16 protein-coding genes and 2 pseudogenes are annotated in these 18,620 nt (G+C 71.9%); 10 read left to right on the top strand and 8 right to left on the bottom strand.

Annotated features, from left to right (window positions below):
- The first annotated feature begins 4 nt into the window (after positions 1 to 4).
- Positions 5 to 850 carry an NAD(P)-dependent oxidoreductase gene (locus QP939_RS48815; RefSeq protein ID WP_285453784.1) on the top strand — a complete coding sequence of 282 codons (846 nt, stop codon included), beginning with the start codon at positions 5 to 7 and terminating at the stop codon, positions 848 to 850.
- A gap of 100 nt (positions 851 to 950) precedes the next feature.
- Here the strand turns inward: QP939_RS48815 and QP939_RS48810 are convergent, their stop codons facing one another.
- On the bottom strand, positions 951 to 1,844 hold the full coding sequence (locus QP939_RS48810; RefSeq protein ID WP_285453782.1) for a hypothetical protein: 894 nt from the start codon (positions 1,842 to 1,844) through the stop codon (positions 951 to 953).
- A 129-nt stretch (positions 1,845 to 1,973) separates the two neighbouring features.
- On the opposite strand from QP939_RS48810, the gene QP939_RS48805 reads away from it, so the two are divergent.
- The 7 genes and pseudogenes from QP939_RS48805 (at position 1,974) to QP939_RS48775 (ending at position 10,297) form a co-directional block, all read left to right on the top strand.
- The gene (locus QP939_RS48805; RefSeq protein WP_285453781.1) at positions 1,974 to 2,360 is read left to right on the top strand and encodes a DUF948 domain-containing protein; all 387 of its coding nucleotides are present in this window, start codon (positions 1,974 to 1,976) and stop codon (positions 2,358 to 2,360) included.
- A complete protein-coding gene (locus tag QP939_RS48800) occupies positions 2,357 to 2,662 on the top strand; it encodes a hypothetical protein (RefSeq protein ID WP_125315864.1) in 306 nt (101 codons plus the stop codon). Before QP939_RS48805 ends, QP939_RS48800 begins: the two co-directional genes overlap by 4 nt.
- Positions 2,663 to 2,735: 73 nt before the next feature.
- Positions 2,736 to 5,396, top strand: coding sequence for an alanine--tRNA ligase (gene alaS, locus QP939_RS48795; protein WP_285453780.1), 2,661 nt, complete (start codon positions 2,736 to 2,738; stop codon positions 5,394 to 5,396).
- A complete protein-coding gene (gene ruvX / locus QP939_RS48790; RefSeq protein ID WP_285460016.1) occupies positions 5,389 to 5,889 on the top strand; it encodes a Holliday junction resolvase RuvX in 501 nt (166 codons plus the stop codon). The genes alaS and ruvX overlap by 8 nt, the downstream gene beginning before the upstream one ends.
- The gene (gene mltG, locus QP939_RS48785) at positions 5,886 to 8,105 is read left to right on the top strand and encodes an endolytic transglycosylase MltG (RefSeq protein ID WP_285453779.1); all 2,220 of its coding nucleotides are present in this window, start codon (positions 5,886 to 5,888) and stop codon (positions 8,103 to 8,105) included. Before ruvX ends, mltG begins: the two co-directional genes overlap by 4 nt.
- A gap of 16 nt (positions 8,106 to 8,121) precedes the next feature.
- Positions 8,122 to 8,952, top strand: coding sequence for a shikimate dehydrogenase (locus QP939_RS48780; RefSeq protein ID WP_285460015.1), 831 nt, complete (start codon positions 8,122 to 8,124; stop codon positions 8,950 to 8,952).
- Positions 8,953 to 9,015: 63 nt separating this feature from the next.
- Positions 9,016 to 10,297, top strand: a pseudogene (locus QP939_RS48775) (GrpB family protein).
- On the opposite strand, the gene QP939_RS48770 reads toward QP939_RS48775, so the two are convergent.
- Positions 10,248 to 10,907, bottom strand: a complete 660-nt coding sequence (locus QP939_RS48770; RefSeq protein ID WP_285453778.1) for a TetR/AcrR family transcriptional regulator — start codon at positions 10,905 to 10,907, stop codon at positions 10,248 to 10,250. The pseudogene QP939_RS48775 and the gene QP939_RS48770 sit on opposite strands and share 50 nt — an antisense overlap.
- 25 nt (positions 10,908 to 10,932) lie before the next feature.
- Positions 10,933 to 11,352 carry a hypothetical protein gene (locus QP939_RS48765; RefSeq protein WP_285453777.1) on the bottom strand — a complete coding sequence of 140 codons (420 nt, stop codon included), beginning with the start codon at positions 11,350 to 11,352 and terminating at the stop codon, positions 10,933 to 10,935.
- A gap of 96 nt (positions 11,353 to 11,448) precedes the next feature.
- Here QP939_RS48765 and QP939_RS48760 point away from each other — a divergent pair, with 96 nt between their 5' ends.
- Both QP939_RS48760 and QP939_RS48755 read left to right on the top strand, forming a co-directional pair.
- Positions 11,449 to 12,642, top strand: coding sequence for an endonuclease/exonuclease/phosphatase family protein (locus QP939_RS48760; RefSeq protein ID WP_285453776.1), 1,194 nt, complete (start codon positions 11,449 to 11,451; stop codon positions 12,640 to 12,642).
- A 123-nt stretch (positions 12,643 to 12,765) separates the two neighbouring features.
- Positions 12,766 to 13,701 (top strand): D-2-hydroxyacid dehydrogenase family protein, encoded by a 936-nt coding sequence (locus QP939_RS48755; RefSeq protein WP_285453775.1) that lies wholly within the window; start codon positions 12,766 to 12,768, stop codon positions 13,699 to 13,701.
- Between the two features lie 154 nt (positions 13,702 to 13,855).
- Here the strand turns inward: QP939_RS48755 and QP939_RS48750 are convergent, their stop codons facing one another.
- The 5 genes and pseudogenes from QP939_RS48750 to QP939_RS48730 form a co-directional block, all read right to left on the bottom strand.
- Positions 13,856 to 15,337 carry an alpha/beta hydrolase gene (locus QP939_RS48750; protein ID WP_285453774.1) on the bottom strand — a complete coding sequence of 494 codons (1,482 nt, stop codon included), beginning with the start codon at positions 15,335 to 15,337 and terminating at the stop codon, positions 13,856 to 13,858.
- A complete protein-coding gene (locus tag QP939_RS48745) occupies positions 15,334 to 16,149 on the bottom strand; it encodes a serine hydrolase domain-containing protein (protein ID WP_285453773.1) in 816 nt (271 codons plus the stop codon). The genes QP939_RS48750 and QP939_RS48745 overlap by 4 nt, the downstream gene beginning before the upstream one ends.
- Before the next feature lie 76 nt (positions 16,150 to 16,225).
- A complete protein-coding gene (locus QP939_RS48740; protein ID WP_043789650.1) occupies positions 16,226 to 16,492 on the bottom strand; it encodes an HPr family phosphocarrier protein in 267 nt (88 codons plus the stop codon).
- A 38-nt stretch (positions 16,493 to 16,530) separates the two neighbouring features.
- Entirely contained in the window at positions 16,531 to 17,763 is a 1,233-nt protein-coding gene (locus QP939_RS48735) for a PTS transporter subunit EIIC (protein ID WP_285453770.1), read from the bottom strand.
- Positions 17,763 to 18,548: pseudogene (locus tag QP939_RS48730) on the bottom strand (GntR family transcriptional regulator). The gene QP939_RS48735 and the pseudogene QP939_RS48730 overlap by 1 nt, the downstream one beginning before the upstream one ends.
- Positions 18,549 to 18,620 lie beyond the last annotated feature (72 nt).

Raw genomic sequence — 18,620 nt, 5'->3', positions numbered from 1 at the left:
CGGCATGACTGTCGCGTTTCTCGGAACCGGGATCATGGGTGCCCCGATGGCGGCGAACCTCGCGAAGGCGGGCCTCGACGTCCGGGTCTGGAACCGGACCGCGGCGAAGGCCGAGCCCCTCGCCGACGTCGCCACCGTCGCCGGTTCGGCCGCCGCGGCCGCTGACGGCGCGGACATCTTGGTGACGATGCTCTCCGACGGGCCCGCGGTCGCTTCGGCGTTCGAAGCCGCTTCGCCCGCTTCGGGGACGTTGTGGCTGCAGATGAGCACGGTCGGCCTCGACTGGACCGACCGCCTCGCCGCCATGGCCGAGAAGGCGGGCGTGGTGTTCGTCGACGCGCCGGTGCTCGGCACCCGGCAGCCCGCGGAGCAGGCGCAGCTGCAGATCCTGGCGTCCGGCCCGGAGGAAGCCCGCCCGAAGGCCACGCCGGTGTTCGACGCGGTCGGCCTGAAGACGCGGTGGCTCGGCCCGGCGGGGCAGGGGAGCAAGCTCAAGCTGGTGCTGAACGCGTGGGTGCTGGCGCTGACCAACGCCACGGCCGAGAGCCTGGGCCTGGCGCGGGCGCTGGGGCTGGATCCGGCGTTGTTCCTGGAGACGATCGAGGGCGGCGGCCTCGACGTGGGCTACGCGCACCTCAAGGGCGGCGCGATGCTGTCGGGGGAGTACCCGCCGTCGTTCCCGGCCGGGCTGGCGGCGAAGGACGCCCGCCTGGTGGTGGAGGCCGCGGGCGACGACGTGGACGTGGCGGGCGCCCGCGCGGTTCTCGCGCACCTGGAGGCGGCGGTGGACGCCGGTCACGGCGACGAGGACATGGCCGCGCTCTACCGAGCAGTGCTCAAAGGTTCCTGACCGCCCGGCCCCAAGCGCCCCAATGTGGCCTTCGGTGCGTCTGACGCACCCAAGGCGGCCTTCGGTGCGTCAGACGCAACCAAGGCCGCCTTGGGGCGCTTCAGGCCGGGGCCGGGAGGAGCGTCGCGAGCCGGTCCACGCCCAGGGCGCTCGTCAAGAGGCGTTCCTTCGCGTTGCCCAGTAGCCGCCGCGTCCACGGCGTGAAGCCGCCGTCGCCCACTTCGGCGAGCTCATCGCCGAACGACGCGTACACCTTGAAGCACAGGCCCTCGTAGTACCCGCCTCGCCCGCCTTCGCGGTCCGGGAACGGACGGACCGGCACGTCCGGCACCGCGTCGAGCAGGCCCTCGAACCGGGGGTCGAGCACCGTCACGGCCAGCTCGACCGCGGACGCGCCCAGCGCCCGGCAGGCGGCGGCGAGCATTCCGGCGTGCTCGGCCAGGTGCCGCCGCTCGAAGGCCAGGTCGCCGGAGTCCCGGCCGGCCGTCACCGCGCCGAACAACGAAAAGTGCGCGAACAACCCCGCCGGGACCGGCTGGGCCCGCACCACGCGCTGCACCGTGGCCAAGCGGACGACGTCCTCCGCCGAGCGCCGGACCGCCGCCTCCAGGGCCAGGCCGGTGGTGGGGTCGGCGGCGACCTCGGTGCCGCGGCCGGTCGGCACCACCCGGTGCTGGGACACCCCGGCCACGGCCGAATGGGTGCCGAGCGGGACGAGCGGCGAGAGGGTCACCAGGTCGAAGGCCGTCGCCGTGCCCACCACGGCGTCTTCCACCCGGCGCAGCACGGCGAACGGCAGCGGGCTCGGTCCCGTGAACCGGTCGGTCCGGTGCCGGCGCAGCACGTCCGGCCCGACCAGCCGGGCCGCGCGACGGCGCGCCACCTCCAGCTGCACCGTGGTCAGGTCGGCGCCGGGCAGCCCGGACAGGACGTCGGCGGCGGATCCGCCCGGCCCGGAAAGGACCCGGCGCCCGGGCCCCTCGTCGTGTGCCATCGCCCAGGTGTACCGCCCCGCGGCGACCCGGGGCGAAGGGTTTTCCGGGCGCGACGGGGTGACACGGTCGGGGACCCGGCCAGGCGGTAACCTCATCGGCACCCAAGACCCGTGAACCGAGGAGGGCCCGTGTCGGCAGGGCAGATCGCCGCGTTGATCGCCGCAGGAGCATTCGTGGTGCTGGTCGTCCTGCTGGCGATCCCGCTGATCAAGCTCGGCAAGACGCTGGACGCGGCCACCGAGGCGATCGAGCGCACCAACAGCAACACCGACCCGCTGCTGATCGGCGCGAACCAGACCATCACCCACGTGAACACCCAGCTGGAGCGGGTCGACGGCATCACATCGAACGCCCAGGCCGTCACCGGGAACGTCTCCGCGCTGACGTCGGTGTTCACCGCGACGCTGGGCGGCCCGCTGGTCAAGACCGCGGCGCTGTCCTACGGCATCAGCAAGGCGATCAAGGCGCGCAAGAAGAAGAGCGCGCTCAAGGCCGCGAAGAAGGCCGGCAAATGAGGCGGCTGTTCTGGCTCGGCGTCGGCGTGGTCGCCGGCGTCGCGCTGTCCCGCAAGGCCGCCGAAACCGCTCGTCAGGCCACCCCGGCCGGGTTAGCATCGAACCTGGGGGACGCCGTGCGCGAGCTGGCGGGCGCCGTGGGTTCGTTCGGCGCGGAGGTGCGCGCGGGCATGAACGAGCGGGAGCAGGAGTTGCACGACATGGTCGAGGAGCGGACGGGCGTCTCGGCGCCCCGCGCCGAAGGACGGCACGCGGCTGCCGCCCGGCGCCCGGTCCGGCGAGCTCGCCGGGCGGAGGGCTGATCCGGGCCTGCCCGGAAACCCTTCGCCGCCGCCGCCCGACCCCGTTCGTCGTCACCAGCACAAGGACTGACCCGTGGACACACACGAAATCACCGATCGTTTCCTGCGCCATTTCGAGAGCAAGGGCCACACGCGCGTGCCGAGCGCGCCGCTGATCCTCGACGACCCGAACCTGCTGTTCGTCAATGCCGGCATGGTGCAGTTCAAGCCGTACTTCCTCGGTGAGGCGCCGCCGCCGTACCCGCGCGCGACCTCCGTCCAGAAGTGCGTGCGCACGCCGGACATCGACGAGGTCGGCAAGACCACCCGGCACAACACGTTCTTCCAGATGGCCGGCAACTTCTCCTTCGGCGACTACTTCAAGGAAGGCGCCATCGAGTACGCCTGGGAGCTGATCACCAAGCCCCAGAGCGAAGGCGGCTACGGCCTCGACCCCGATCGCATCTGGGCGACCGTCTACAACGACGACTCCGAGGCGGCCGGGCTGTGGCGCAAGCTCACCGGCCTGCCCGGCGAGCGGATCCAGTCCCGCGACGGCAAGGACAACTACTGGGACATGGGTGTGCCCGGTCCCGGTGGTCCCTGCTCGGAGATCTACTACGACCGCGGCCCGGCGTACGGCCGCGAGGGCGGCCCGGTCGCGGACGAGGACCGCTACATCGAGATCTGGAACCTCGTCTTCATGCAGGACGTCCGCGGCGACTTGAGCCCGAAGCTGGGCCACAAGCCGATCGGCGAGTTGCCGAAGAAGAACATCGACACCGGCATGGGCGTCGAGCGCGTCGCGACGATCCTGCAGGGCGTCGAGAACGTCTACGAGACCGACCTCGTGCGCCCGGTGATCGGCCGCGCGGAGGAGTTCTCGGGCCGCCGCTACGGCAGCAACCACGCCGACGACGTCCGCTTCCGCGTCATCGCCGACCACGCCCGCACCGGCGTCCTGCTGATCGGCGACGGCGTCACCCCGGGCAACGACGGCCGCGGCTACGTGCTGCGCCGCCTGCTGCGCCGCATCATCCGCTCCACGCGCCTGCTGGGCGTGCAGGAGCCGGTGCTGCAGGAGTTCGCGAAGGTCGTGCGCGACACGATGGGCCCGACCTACCCCGAGCTGGTCTCCGGCTTCGACCGCATCAACGAGGTCGTCCGGATCGAGGAGGAGGCGTTCCTCTCGACCCTGACCTCCGGCTCGCGCATCTTCGACATGGCGGCCGAGGAGACCAAGCGCGGCGGCGGCGACGTGCTGGCCGGCGACAAGGCGTTCCAGCTGCACGACACCTACGGCTTCCCGATCGACCTGACCCTGGAGATGGCGGCCGAGCAGGGCCTGACCGTCGACGAAGAGGGCTTCCGCACGCTCATGAACGAGCAGCGGACCCGTGCGAAGGCGGACGCGGCGGCCCGCAAGACCGGCCACGGCGACCTCTCGGAGTACCGCAAGGTCCTGGAGCAGCACGGCGAAACGGAGTTCCTCGGCTACACCGACCTGCAGGCCGAGGCGACGGTCGTCGCGCTGCTCGAAGACGGGCAGCCGGTGCGCAGCGTGTCCGCGGGCAAGAAGGCGGAGCTGGTCCTCGACCGGACGCCGTTCTACGCCGAGAGCGGTGGCCAGGTCGCCGACACCGGCGTGCTGGTCGGCGACGGCGTCGAGCTGAAGGTCCTGGACGTCCAGAAGATCGTCCCCGGCCTGTTCGTGCACCGCGTCGAGGTGGTCGACGGCGAGGTCGGCCTGGACACGAAGCTGACCGGCTCGGTCGACGCGCACCGCCGCCTGTCCATCGAGCGTTCGCACTCCGCGACGCACCTGGTGCACGCGGCTGTGCGCGGCGCGTACGGCAAGCGCGCGGCGCAGGCGGGCTCGCTGAACTCGCCGGGCCGCATGCGGTTCGACTTCACCACGCCGGGCTCGGTGTCGGCGGACGTGCTGACCGAGGTCGAGCAGGAGGTCAACGACTACCTGCAGACCAACGTCGAGGTGCAGAGCTACACCACGACCAAGGACAAGGCCCTCGAGCTCGGCGCGGTCGCGCTGTTCGGCGAGAAGTACGGCAACGACGTCCGCGTGGTCGACATGGGCGACTACTCGCGCGAGCTCTGCGGTGGCACGCACGTCGAGCGGATCGGCCAGCTCGGCCTGGTCAAGCTCGTCTCCGACGCCTCCATCGGCTCGGGCGTGCACCGCGTCGAGGCGCTGGTCGGCACGGACGCGCTGAAGTACGTCCGCAAGGAGCAGCTGCTGGTGTCGCAGCTGGCGAACACCTTCAAGGTGCCGTCGGACCAGCTGCCCGGCCGCATCGACGACGTCCTGACCCGGCTGAAGAACGCCGAGAAGGAGATCGCGCAGCTCAAGACCCAGCAGGTGCTGGGCTCGGCGGGTGCCCTGGTCGACAAGGCCCAGGAGATCGGCGGCGTCACGGTGGTGGCCGAAGTCGTCCCGGACGTCGACGGCAACGGCCTGCGCGCCCTCGCCTCCGACATCCGCGGCCGGCTCGGCTCGCGGCCCGGCGTGGTGGCGCTGTTCTCGCCGTCCGGCGAGAAGCTGAGCTTCGTCGTCGCGACGACCAAGGCGGCCCAGGACAAGGGCATCGCCGCGGGCAAGCTCGTCCCGTCGTTCGCCGAGAAGATCGGCGGCCGGGGCGGCGGCAAGCCCGACATGGCCCAGGGCGGTGGCACGAACCCGGCCGGCGCGGCCGAGGCGGTCACGGCGCTGCGTTCGGCGATTGCCGGCATTGGTTAACCGCGGAAACCGCGCCCCGGACCGGCCCGGAGAGGGCGATCCGGGGCGCGGCCGTCGGCTCGGCGTCGATGTCGGATCCGTCCGGGTCGGGGTGGCGCTGAGCGATCCGGCCCCCATGCTGGCGTCGCCATTGGTTACCCTCTCCCGCGATGCGACCGACGACAGTGATCTGGACCAGCTGGCCGCCCTCGTCACCGAGCACGAGGTGGTCGAGGTGATCGTGGGGCTGCCGAGAACGCTCGCCAACCGGCAGGGCCCGGCGGCCGAGCTGGCGATCGCGTATTCTGAACGCCTGGCCGGGCGGATAGCGCCCGTGCCGGTCCGGCTGGGCGACGAGCGGCTGACCACGGTCACCGCATCCCGCATCCTCTCCCAGCGCGGGGTCAAAGGCCGCAAGCAGCGCGCGGTGGTCGACCAGGCCGCCGCCGTGGAGATCCTGCAGGCCTGGATCGACGCCGCCGCTGCGCACCGCGCCCGGGAGGGAGACCGATGAACGAGCTGCCACCTGAGCCTTCACGCGGGCGCAGGCGCCTGCGCGAACCGGGACCGGCCACGCCGCCGCCGTCCCGGCCCGCGCCGCGTCGCGCCGACCCGCGCTCGAGCGGCTACCACGAGCAGCCCGCGCGCCACAGCGGCCCGCACGAGCTGCCGCAGCCGTCCCGTCGGGCGCAGCCCGGGTACGACGCGCCGCCCACCGGCCGTCGCCGTCGCCTGGAACCCCCGGCCCCACTGCCCCCGGCCGACGACGAGTTCGACCCGCGCGAGGCGGAGCCCTCGGGCCCGGCCCGCGCCCGCCACGGCCTCGACGACGGTGCCGACGCGCAACCCCCGGCTCCGCGTCGCCGCCGCGCGGCGCCGGACGCCGCCGACCCCGGGAGCCGCCGCGCGGTCCCCGAGGAGCAGCCGCGCCGCCGCCGTCCCGCACCGCAGCCGGACGAGGCGGCGGACGCCCGCCGTCGCCGCCCGAGTCCCGAAGAGCTGGCCGAGGCCGACGCGGCCCGCCGTCAGCAGGCGATGCGCGACCTGGACGAGGCCGCCGAAGCGCAGGCCGCCCGTCTCCGGGGCACGCCGGACGAAGCGCCGGTCCCGCGGCGCCGCCGCCGGGCCGAGCCCGAGCCGGTCGAAGCGGTCGAGCCGCCCGCTGGTCGTCGTCGTGGCGCGCCTGAGCCGGTCGAAGCCGTTGAGCCGCCCGCCGGTCGACGTCGTCCCGCGCCCGACCAGGGCGAATCCGCCGAATCGCGCCGCCGTCGCGCGGCCCTCGACCCCGACGCCGACCCCCGGCGCGGGGCGCCGGAACCCCCGCGGCGGCCCGTCCAGCCGGGTGACCGGTCTGTCGGCGTGCCCGAACCCGGTCTGGAGCCGCCCCGGCGGCGCCGCCCGCCGCCCCCGCCGGTACGCGAGGAACCGCCGACCGACATCATCCCCGCCCAGGCCCCGCCGGAACCGGCGCACGAAGAGCCCGGCGAGTTCTTCGCCGAGGACGACGAGTACGCGGAGTACGACGAGTACGACGACGAGTACGCGGACTACGACGACGCTGAATACGACGAGTACGACGACTACGAAGACGAGCCGGCCAAGCCCCGCAAGAAGAAGGGCAAGCGCGCGTTCGGCTGGGTCGCCGCGCTCGTCGTGATCGTGCTGCTCGCCGGCGGCGCCTACTACGGCTTCACCAAGATCTTCGGCTACGAGGACTTCGAAGGCTCCGGCGACGGCGACGTGCTGTTCCAGGTCGACGACGGCGACTCGACGTCGGCGATCGGCGCGAAGCTCGCCTCGGCGGGCATCGTCGCCAGCGGCAAGGCCTTCGTGAAGGCCGGCGAGGACAACCCGAAGCTGGCCCGGATCCAGCACGGCTTCTACGTGATGAAGTCGCACATGTCCGGCGCCAGCGCCGTCGACCGGATCACCGCCGCCGGCTCGCGCGTCGGGCAGCTGGAAATCCGGCCGTACACGCAGTTCGACGACATCACCCAGCCCGACGGCAAGGTCACGCCCGGCGTGTACAGCCTGATGGCGAAGGCGTCGTGCGCGCAGCTGAACGGCAAGAGCACCTGCGTCTCCGCCGACGACCTGCGCAAGGCCGTCGACGCGGCGGACCTCAAGGCGCTCGGCGTCCCGGACTGGGCGATCGAGCCCGCCAACAAGGCCGACCGCAAGGACCGCAGGCTGGAGGGCCTGATCGCGCCGGGGCTCTACGACGTCCGGCCGGGCGCGACCGCCCAGGAGATCCTCGGGCAGCTGGTGCGTTCCTCCACCGAGGCGATCCAGAACGCCGGGCTGAGCCCGCAGTCGACCGGCCCCGGCATGACGCCGTACCAGACGCTGATCATCGCCTCGATCATCGAGCGCGAGGCCGTGAAGGCCGACTTCGGCAAGCTGTCGCGGGTGATCTACAACCGGCTGGCGATCAACATGCGGCTGCAGATGGACTCCACGGTCAACTACGTGCTCGACCGGCCGACACTGCTGACGGACGAAGCCGACCGCGTCAAGTCCGGTGCCTACAACACCTACAAGAACACCGGGCTGCCGCCGACGCCGATCTCGGTGCCGAGCGCGGACGCCATCCAGGCGGCCGTGCACCCGGTGGCCGGGGACTGGGTCTACTTCGTCAAGTGCGAGAAGAACGGCCTGTCCTGCTTCGCGGTGACGAACGACGAGCACAACAGGAACCGGGACCTGGCCAGGCAACGCGGTGTCATCTGAACCCCGGAAGGCCGCCGTGCTGGGCAAGCCGGTGGCGCACTCGCTGTCGCCGGTGCTGCACGGCGCCGCGTTCGCCGCGCTCGGCCTGAGCGGCTGGACCTACGAGCGCATCGAAACCGGCGCCGACGAGCTGCCAGGCCTGGTCGACGGCCTCGGCCCGGAGTGGGCCGGCCTCTCGGTCACCATGCCGGGCAAGCGCGCGGCGCTGGACCACGCGGACGAGGTGACGCCGCGCGCGGCCGCCGTCGGCGCGGCCAACACCCTGGTGCGCACGGCGAAGGGCTGGCTGGCGGACTGCACGGACGTCGACGGCGTCACGGGTGCCCTGCGCGCGGCGGGCGGTTACGAACCGGCGCCGTCGGACACCGCGGTCGTGCTCGGCGCGGGCGGCACGGCGGCCGCATCGGTCGTCGGCCTCGCGGCCCTCGGGGTGCGGCAGGTGCGCCTGGTCGTCCGGGATCCCGCGCGGGCCGCGGAAACCCTCGACGCGGCGAAGCGGGCTTCGCTCGACGTCGACGTGCTTCGCTGGGCTGACACGGACTTCGCGGCGTTGGCGGGCGCAGCCGCGGTGCTGGTGAACACCGTCCCGCCGGACGCGGTCGTCCCGCACGTGGCCGACCTCGCGGCGGTCGCGCACGTCCTCGACGTCATCTACCACCCGTGGCCGACGCCGCTGGCCGAAGCGGTCGCCGAGCGCGGCGGACGGCTGGCGACCGGCCTGGACATGTTGCTGCACCAGGCGTTCGGGCAGGCCGAGCACTTCACCGGCCGCCCGGCACCGCGGGCGGCGATGCGCGACGCGTTGCGCGAAGCGACCGGGAACCTGCTGCCGCTGCCGATCGACTGACGAAAACCCCTGGACAAGGTCCGATATTCTGGCGGACTGCCTTCGAGAAGGGGGTCTACCGGAATGACCAGCCAAGAAGCGTTGAGCGACGAGCAAATCCAGGACGGCTGGGTCGGCGACGCGCCGGAAGCTCAACTCGACCGTCACGCTCGTCGACTACGACCCGCGGTGGCCGGAGCTCTTCGAACGCGAAGCCGAGCGGATCCGCGGCGTGCTGGGGGAGCGGGTGCTCGTCCTCGAGCACGTCGGCTCGACGTCGGTGCCGGGGCTGTGCGCCAAGCCGATCGTCGACATCCTCCTGGAGGTGCCGGACACCGACGACGAGGACGCCTACCTCCCGGCGCTGGAGGCGGCGGGCTACCGGCTCGTCATCCGCGAGCCGGACTGGGAGAAGCACCGCTGCTTCAAGGGCCCGGACACGAACATCAACCTCCACGTGTATTCGCCGGGCAACGGCCAGACACCGCGCTACCGGCTCTTCCGCGACCGGCTCCGGTCGCACCCGGAAGAGCTGGCGCTGTACGCGGCGAAGAAGCGCGAGCTCGCCGCGAAGACGTGGAAGTACATCCAGAACTACGCCGACGCCAAGACCGAGGTGGTCGAGGAGATCCTCGGCCGCGCCCGGGCCGAGCAGTACGACGGCCACAGCGAGGCCTACGCCGAGCACGCCGAGAAGTCCGTCACGAACGTCCTCTACGACCGGCCCGCGATCCTGGACCTCGCCGGGGATGTCGCGGGCAAGCGCGTCCTGGACGTCGGCTGCGCGGCCGGGCACCTCAGCGCGCTCCTGGCCGAGCGCGGCGCGGACGTCGTGGGCGTGGACGCGAGCGCGGGCATGGTCGCCGTCGCGCGCCGGAAGTTCGGCGACGTCGCCCGGTTCGAGGTCGCCGACATCACGCGGCCGCTGCCGGTGGAGTCCGGGTCTGTCGACGTGCTCACGGCGTCGCTGGTGCTCCACTACGTGAAGGACTGGGGCCCGACGTTGGCGGAGTTCCGCCGCGTCCTGAAACCCGGCGGGGTGCTGGTGTTCTCGGTGCACCACCCGGGCGAGGACTGGCGCTGGTTCGGGAAGGAGAACTACTTCGAGGTGGAGCTGCTCGAAGACGAGTTCCCGCCCGGACAGGTCGTGCGGTTCTACCGCCGTCCGCTGAGCTGGACGTTCCAGGCGGTCCGCGACGCCGGGTTCGCCGTCGACCGCCTGGCCGAGCCGATGCCGGTGGCCGAAGCCGACGAGGCCGACCCGGAGTGGGCGGCGAACCTGCGGACGAAGCCGCGGTTCCTGTACTTCCGGGCGGTCAATCCCGCTTGGCGAGGTCCTGGATCAGGTCGACGATCTCCCGGCTGACCGGCCGGAACACCCGCAGCCGGGAGAGTGCGGCCAGCTTCGCCAGCAGCGGGACGCTGCGCTCGACCAGCATCCGGCTGCGCTTCGTCCCGGCCGAGCGGTCGTGGACCCAGAACAGCACCACGCCCATCTGGTAGAGCCACAGCAGCTCGGGCAGCTGCGCCCGCAGTTCGGGGTCGAGCTTGACGTCGGAGCCGTCGACGACCTCGCGCATGAGGCCGATCGACGCGTCGCGGGCGGCCGAGGAGTCGTCGCTGAACGGGCTCAGCGGCGACTCCGGGTCGGCCGCGTTGACGAAGAACTGCGTGCCGAAGCGGTGGTAGGGCTCGGCGATGTCGAGCCAGCACAGCAGCACGTCTTTCAGGCGGGCCGCGAAGCCGGTCTCGCGGTCCAGCAGCGGGCGCGCGGCGGCGAGGTGCTGCCGGGCGATCTCGTCGTAGAAGCCCTGGATGAGCTGTTCCTTCGACGAGAAGTAGTAGTACGCGTTCCCGACGGAGACCCCCGCTTCGGCGGCGATCGCGCGCATCGTCGTGCGGTCGTAGCCGTTCTCGGTGAACAGCCGCATCGCGGTCGTGACGATCAGGGACCGCGTTTCCTCGCTCTTGGCCACGCGCTGCACGTTAGCGCCGAGCACGTCAGCGCGCGGGGAAGGGCGGGACCTGCGGAGTGCCGGGGTAGGGCAGGGGCAGCGGCGGGGCGGCGGGCTTCGGGGCCAGGTGGCGGCGCCGGATGCCGTTGAAGACCAGCACGTTGGTCAGGTGCATCGCGCCGAGGATCAGCGCGACGACGCCGACCTTCACCGAGAGCAGCTCGAACACCTCCCGCGCGGTGGCGACGTCGGCGTGGCTGGTCAGGAAGAGCGTCACGAACCCCAGGCTGACCAGGTAGAAGCCGACGACCAGGAGCTGGTTGACGGCGTTGGCCAGGCCGGGGCTGTCGGCGAAGACCTCGGCGAGGAAAGTGCGGCCGTGCTTGCTCAGGGTGCGGGCCACCAGCACCGTCAACGGGATGCTGATCAGCAGGTAGAGCGCGTAGGCGACGACTACTCGGTCCATGGTTCCTCCTCTTTTGAACGTGTTCAAGAAGTACCGTAGCGCGGTTTTTGAACGCGTTCAAGAGGGTAGGGTGGCCGCCGACTGGGAGGTACCACCGTGAAACGCATCGCCGCCGGGCTGACGGCCGCCGCGCTCGTCGCGCTCTTCGTGCCCGCCACCGCATCCGCGCACCCCGGACAGCACGTCCGGTTCGCCACGTTCAACGCCTCGCTGAACCGCGCCGCCGCCGGCCAGCTCGTGACCGACCTGTCCACGCCGGACAACGCGCAGGCGCGCGAGGTCGCCGAGGTCGTCCAGCGCAACCGCGCCGACGTCCAGCTGATCAACGAGTTCGACTACGTGCCCGGCAACGCCGCCGCGGACCTGTTCCGGAAGAACTACCTGGCCCTCGGCCAGAACGGCGCGCAGCCGATCGACTACCCGTACGCGTACACGGCACCGGTCAACACGGGTGTCCCGACGGGCTTCGACCTTGACCGCAGCGGCACGGTCGGCGGCGGCAACGACGCGCAGGGCTTCGGCGCGTTCGAGGGTCAGTACGGGCTGCTCGTGCTGTCGAAGTACCCGATCGACCTCGCGCACGTGCGGACGTTCCAGCACTTCCTGTGGAAGGACACGCCGGGCGCGCTGCTGCCGGACGACCCGGCCACCCCGGCCCCGCACGACTGGTACAGCCCGGCGGAGCTGAACGTGCTGCGGCTGTCGTCGAAGTCGCACTGGGACCTGCCGCTGAAGATCGGCCGCTCGACGGTGCACTTCCTGGTGTCGCACCCGACGCCGCCGAGCTTCGACGGCCCGGAGGACCGCAACGGCACCCGCAACAACGACGAGATCCGCTTCTGGGCGGACTACGTGACACCGGGCAAGGGCGGCTACATCTACGACGACGGCGGCCACCGCGGCGGCTTGGGTGCCGCGGAGCGTTTCGTCGTGGCGGGCGACAACAACTCCGACCCGCTCGACGGCGACAGCGTCCCGGGCGCGATCGACCAGCTGCTGCACGCGCGCCGCGTGATCGAGACGCACCCGGGCAGCCAGGGCGCGGTGGAGGCGGCGCAGGTCCAGGGCGGGGCGAACGTCGGCCAGAAGAGCGACCCGTTCTACGACACGGGCGACTTCAACGACGTCGCGCCGGGCAACCTGCGGACCGACTACGTGCTGCCGTCGAAGGGCCTGCTGCCGTGGCACGCGGAGGTGTTCTGGCCGGTGGCGTCCGACCCGCTGTCACGGCTGAACGACGCCTCCGACCACCACCTGGTCCGGGTGGACGTGTTCGTCCCGCGCGCCTAGCCCCAAGCGCCCCAATGTGGCCTTCGGTGCGTCTGCCGCAACCAAGGCGGCCTTCGGTGCGTGTGACGCAACCAAGGCCGCCTTGGGGCGCTCGGCCGCTTGCCGCCGACTAACGTGAGGTCCATGCGCATCGCGATTCTCGACGACTTCCAGAACGTCGCTCTCACCTTCGGAGACTGGAATTCGCTCAAGGCCGACATAACGGTCTTCACCGAGCCCCTCACCGACGTCGTCAAGCAGCTGCAGGGCTTCGACTGCGTGGTCGCGATGCGCGAGCGCACCCGGTTCCCGGCCGAGGTGCTCGACGGGCTGCCCGATCTCAAGCTGCTCGTCAGCACCGGCAAGCGCAACGCCGCCATCGACGTCGGGGCCGCGACGCGCAACGGCGTCGTCGTGTCCGCCACCGGCTACATCGGCGAGCCGACCGCCGAGCACACCTGGGCGCTGATCCTCGCCGCGTCGCGGAACCTGCCGCAGGAGTTCCGGTCCATGCGGGAGGGTGGCTGGCAGACCACCGTCGGCACCATGCTGCACGGCAAGACGCTCGGCCTGCTCGGCCTCGGCAGGCTCGGCGCGGGCGCGGCGAAGATCGGGCAGGTCTTCGGGATGAAGACCATCGCCTGGAGCCAGAACCTCACGCAGGAGAAGGCGGACCCGCACGGCGTCACCGCGGTGTCCAAGGAGGAGCTGTTCGCCCGCTCGGACGTGCTGTCGGTGCACCTGGTGCTCAGCGCGCGCACCCGGGGGCTGGTCGGCGCGGCCGAGTTCGCCGCGATGAAGCCGACGGCCTTGCTGGTGAACACCTCGCGCGGCCCGATCGTCGACGAGGCCGCGCTGGTGGACGCGTTGCGGCGCAAGGAGATCCGAGCCGCGGCGCTCGACGTCTACGACACCGAGCCGTTCCCCGCCGACCATCCACTGAGGACGATGGACAACGCCGTCCTCACGCCGCACATCGGCTTCGTCGCCCGGGAGACCTACGAGATCTTCTACGGCGACGCGGTCGAGGACATCGCGGCCTTCCAGGCGGGGGCGCCGATCCGCGTCCTGACCGAGTGAAGGCGTGCGGCCCGCCGGGGCCCGAGGTCCCCGCACCGGCCCGGCGGCGGGCTCGCACCCCTAGATGACACCACCCGGCCCGAGGCGGCGGCAGGGTCTTTGGACCCTGTCCCGCCCGGGTCGTCGGTCCTCACCACCGGTCGGCGATTTTCCCTCAGGGAAAGGGAATCGTGTCGGGTGCGCACGTCGTCCCGGCCGCCGGCGCGGCCAGGTCCGCCAGGTAGCGCACCACGGCCGCCGACGCGCACGCGCTCGGGACGTCGAGCGAGGTGTGGCCGTAGCCGTCCACGACGAGCACCCGCCCGTCACCCAGCTCGGCCGCCGTCGCCTCCGCGTTGTGCAGCGGCGTCGCCGGGTCGAACCGGTTGTTCAGCACCAGCACCGGGTTCTTCCGCACCCGGTTCCACGGCCCGGTGTAGCGGTCCTCGTCGTGTCCGGGCCAGCCGACGCACTGGGCCATCGAGTACACCGCGCTCAGCCCGAAGTACGGCTGCTGCGTGCGTTCGCGGGCGGCGAGCGCGGTGTAGTCCGCGATCGACGACGGGTTGTCGCTGTCGACGCACTGGACCGCGAGGAAGCCGGGGGAGTGCGTGGGCACGTACGGGTCGAGCACCGGTGCGGCCGCTCCCGGGTCCGACGGCATCGCCGCGAGCGTCTGGGCGAGCCGCTTCCACCGGCCGGACTGGTACAGCGCGCTGTCGACGGTCTTCATCAGGGACGCCACGCCGGAACCGCGGGACGCGTGGGCGAAGATCCCGGCGAACCGCTGTTTCGGGTCACCCGCGGAGAACGCGCACTTCGGCCCGGCCGCGGCGCAGACGGCGAAGAACTGGTCCAGCTCCTGCTGCTGGGCGCCCGCGACGTCGGCGCGGACGTCCACGGGTGCTTTCTCCTGGCCCGGCTTCCCGGTGGCGTTCGCGACGAGGTCGAGCGTGCCGTCGAGGACCATCGCGCGGACCTCGTCCGGGAACAGGTTCGCGTACGTGCCGCCCAGGTAGGTGCCGTAGGAGTAGCCGTAGAAGTTCAGCGAGGCGTCGCCGACGGCCCGGCGCAGCAGCTCCAGGTCGCGCGCCACGTTCGCCGTCGAGAGGTGGTCCAGGAGGGCACCCGAGGCGGCGCAGGCCTTGCCGGTCGCCGCGCTCGCCGCGAAGAACGCGTCCGGCTGCCGCAGCGGCGACCCGGCGGGCGGGGCATGGTCCGCGCCGGGACAGCTGACCGGAGCCGACCCGCCGATCCCGCGCGGGTCGAAGCTCACCAGGTCGAACCGGGCTCGCAGCTCTTCGGGGTAGCGGGCAGCAAAGCGCATTAGCTCGCCGACGCCGTCCGTTCCCGGGCCACCGAAGTTGAAGAACAGCGAGCCGAGCCGCCGTCCCGGGTCACTCGCGGGCAGCCGGATGACCGACAGCGTGATCGCGGTGCCCTTCGGCGCGCGATAGCTCAGCGGCACGGAAGCGGCCGCGCACTGGAACTGCCCGTGGCACGACGTCCAGCGCAGCGTCGGCACGGCGGCGCCGTTGGTGCCCATCGCCGGGGGAGCCTCGGCGGGTTTCGACGCGGGCGCGGGGACGGTCGCGGCTTGCGGCGCGCTGCAGGCGGTCAGCAGCAGGAGCGCGGCGAGGAGGAGGACCCGCTTCACGCGCCCAGTTCGGCCAGGACGGCGTCGGTGTAGGCGGGCCAGACCTCGGCGGCCCACGGGCCGAACGCGCGGTCGGTCAGGGCGACGCAGGCCGCGCGCGCGTCCGGGTCGACCCAGAGGAACGTGCCCGACTGCCCGAAGTGCCCGAACGTCCGCGGCGAGCTGTGCGCGCCGGTCCAGTGCGGGCTCTTGTGGTCGCGGATCTCGAAGCCGAGGCCCCAGTCGTTCGGCTTCTGGTGGCCGAAGCCGGGCAGCACCCCGGACAGCCCGGGGAACACGACGTTCGTCGCCTCGGCGACGGTGGCCGGGTCCAGCAGCTTCGGGGCCTGCAGCTCGGCGGCGAACGCCACCAGGTCGTCCACAGTGGACACCGCACCGGACGCGGGCGAGCCTTCCAGCGCGGTCGACGTCATCCCGAGCGGCGCGAACAGCGCCTCGGCCTGGTACTGCGCGAACGGGATGCCGGAGTGCTCGGCCAGCGCGTCGGCGAGCTGCTCGAACCCGGCGTTGGAGTAGAGCCGCCGCGTACCGGGGGCGGCCATCGCCTTGTGCGCGTCGAAGGCGAGCCCGGAGGTGTGCGCGAGCAGGTGCCGCACGGTCGAGCCGTCGGGCCCGGCCGGGGTGTCGAGCTCGACGACGCCCTCTTCGACGGCGATGAGCGCGGCGTAGGCCGTGAGCGGCTTGCTGACCGAGGCCAGCCGGAACTTCCGCGCGGTGTCGCCGTGGCTGCCCCGGACGCTGCCGTCGGCGGTCACCACGGCCGTCGCGGCGTTGTCCACCGGCCACTCGTCGATCAGGCGCACGCTCTCCATGCGCCCACCCTACGAAACGAAAGCCCCCGCACCGGTGTCGGGGACCGGTGCGGGGGCCTCGCGCGAGGGTACGGCGTCAGGCGTCGAGGTCGGTGGCGACGAGCTGGGCGACCGCTTCCACGGCCTCCTCGGCACCCTCGCCCTCGGCGCTGATGATGACCTCGTCGCCGTAGCCGGCGGCGAGCGTCATCAGGTTGAGCACGCTGCCGGCGGCCACCGGGTCACCGCCGGCCTTGGCGATCTGCACCGCGACGGGCTGCGCCGCGGCCGCCTTCGCCACCAGCGCGGCCGGCCGGGCGTGCAAGCCCACCTTGCTGGCCACGGCGACGCGTTTCTCCGGCATGTTCGTCCTCTCCACGGGGTGTTACGTCGGTACGGATGTTACTTCGCGGCCGTGCGGTCGAGGTCCGCCTCGATCGAGTCGTCCTCGCGGCCTGGGGTGCGCAGGTTCCACTTCGTGATGACGATCCGGAACACGAAGTAGTAGATCACCCCGAAGACGAGGCCGATCGGGATGAGCAGCCACGCCTTGTGGGCGGTGTCCAGGCTGGAGTTGAGCAGGAAGTCGATCGCGCCGCCGGAGAACGAGAAGCCCAGGTGGATGTCGAGCGCGTTCACCACCGCCAGCGAAACGCCGGTCATGATCGCGTGGAAGATGTACAACGGCCACGCCACGAACATGAACGAGAACTCGATCGGCTCGGTGACACCGGTGATGAACGAGGTCAGCGCGGCCGCGATCATCACACCGCCGACGATCTTCTTCTGCGCCGGGCGCGCGGTCTGCCAGATCGCCAGCGCCGCCGCGGGGAGGGCGAACATGAAGATCGGGAAGAACCCGGTCATGAACGTGCCCGAGCCCTGCACGTGGTTGAAGAAGTTGGTCAGGTCGCCGCCGTTGAAGATGAACCACACCGGGACGTTCAGCAGCTGGTGCAGACCGACGGGGATGAGCAGGCGGTTGAAGAAACCGTAGATGCCGCCACCGACGACCGGCGCGCCGACGATCGCCTCGCCGAGGTTCTGGATGCCCGCGTCGACGTACTTGAAGACGAGGCCGAACAGAACGCCGAGGATGATCATGGCGAAGGCGGTGATGATCGGGACGAACCGCCGTCCGCCGAAGAAGGCCAGCCACGCGGGCAGCTTGATCCGGTGGTACCGCTGCCACAGCAGCGCCGCGACGATGCCGGACACGATGCCGGTCAGCACGCTGTAGGGCCAGTGCAGCGGAGAGCCGTCCCAGCTGGGCTTGTAGCCCGCCTGGCTGCTGATCGGCGCGATGGCCTGGATCACCCGGTTGAAGACGACCCAGCCGACGGCCGCGGCCACCGCGGTCGAGCCGTCGCCCTTGCGGGCGAACCCGACGGCGATGCCGATCGCGAACAGCAGCGGCAGCCAGTCGAAGAGCGCGTTGCCCGCCGAACCGATGACGGCAGCGACCTTGTCCCAGCCCAGCCCGTCCTTGCCGAGCAGGTCGTCCTGGCCGAACCGGTTGAGCAGGCCGGCCGCCGGGAGGGTGGCGATCGGGAGCATGAGGCTACGGCCGAAGCGCTGAAGACCGGCGAGACCGCCGCCGCTCTTCTTCGCCCCCTCCGCGGTGGTGGAGCTCATCAGGAACCTCCATAGTGGGGTGGTTGACCGGGTTCCGGGGTGTTCCGGTCCAACTGCATGGTCACCTGGTAGTGATCTCCCCGGTACCAGGACGTGATGTCTTCGATGGGGTCGCCGCCCGCGCTGGAGACCCGACGGAACACGAGCAGGGGGCTGCCGGCGCGCATGCCGAGCAGCCGGGCCGTCTCGCGGTCCGCTCCTTCGGCCCAGACCGTCTGCCACGCCTGGTCGGGACGCACACCGTACGTCTCGGCCAGCTGCGAGTAGATGGACTGGGTCAGGTCGAAGCTCGAGCAGGCCGGGAGCCCGGCCCGCGTGGTACCACCCGCGCTCGACGGCCAGTGGCACGCCGTCGGCGTGGCGCAGCCGCACCAGGTGGTGCGCGGGTGCGCCCTCGGCCAGGCCGAGGGCGTGCGCCGAGGCGGTGGGCGGCACCTCGGTGGCCGCGGAGACCACCTCGGTCGTCGGGGTCAGCCCCCGCCTCCGCATGTCGTCGGTGAACGACATCAGGTAGAGCTGCAGCTCCATCCGCCGGGCGGCGGTGAACGTGCCCTTGCCGCGGACCCGGGCCAGCAGGCCCTCCTCGACCAGCTTGCCGATCGCCGATCTGACCGTGAGCCGCGACACGCCGTAGCGTTGTGCGAGCTCGCGTTCCGACGGGATCGGCGCACCCGGCGGAGCTCGCGCTCCACCGTGCGGCGGAGGATTTCCCGCAGCTGGGCGTGCTTGGGCGTGGGCCCGTTGACGACCCGGTCGGGTGGCGGGACGTGCGCGGCCGCGCTCATCGGCGTCACCCTCCTCGTTCTCGCGGCACCGGGGACCGGTGCTCGCGTCCGGCCCGGAACATTGGTACGTTC

The organism is Amycolatopsis nalaikhensis (genome assembly GCF_030264295.1).
Lineage (GTDB): Bacteria > Actinomycetota > Actinomycetes > Mycobacteriales > Pseudonocardiaceae > Amycolatopsis > Amycolatopsis nalaikhensis.
The sequence above is the reverse complement of the archived record's forward strand: the minus strand, read 5'-3'. Positions and strand labels throughout refer to the sequence as shown.

Coding starts and splice junctions, on each gene's coding strand:
- mltG (WP_285453779.1), top strand. CDS start 5,886: ATGAACGAGCTGCCACCTGAGCCTTCACGCGGGCGCAGGCGCCTGCGC.
- QP939_RS48745 (WP_285453773.1), bottom strand. CDS start 16,149: ATGGAGAGCGTGCGCCTGATCGACGAGTGGCCGGTGGACAACGCCGCG.
- QP939_RS48800 (WP_125315864.1), top strand. CDS start 2,357: ATGAGGCGGCTGTTCTGGCTCGGCGTCGGCGTGGTCGCCGGCGTCGCG.
- QP939_RS48735 (WP_285453770.1), bottom strand. CDS start 17,763: ATGAGCTCCACCACCGCGGAGGGGGCGAAGAAGAGCGGCGGCGGTCTC.
- QP939_RS48740 (WP_043789650.1), bottom strand. CDS start 16,492: ATGCCGGAGAAACGCGTCGCCGTGGCCAGCAAGGTGGGCTTGCACGCC.
- QP939_RS48810 (WP_285453782.1), bottom strand. CDS start 1,844: ATGGCACACGACGAGGGGCCCGGGCGCCGGGTCCTTTCCGGGCCGGGC.
- QP939_RS48755 (WP_285453775.1), top strand. CDS start 12,766: ATGCGCATCGCGATTCTCGACGACTTCCAGAACGTCGCTCTCACCTTC.
- QP939_RS48765 (WP_285453777.1), bottom strand. CDS start 11,352: ATGGACCGAGTAGTCGTCGCCTACGCGCTCTACCTGCTGATCAGCATC.
- QP939_RS48815 (WP_285453784.1), top strand. CDS start 5: ATGACTGTCGCGTTTCTCGGAACCGGGATCATGGGTGCCCCGATGGCG.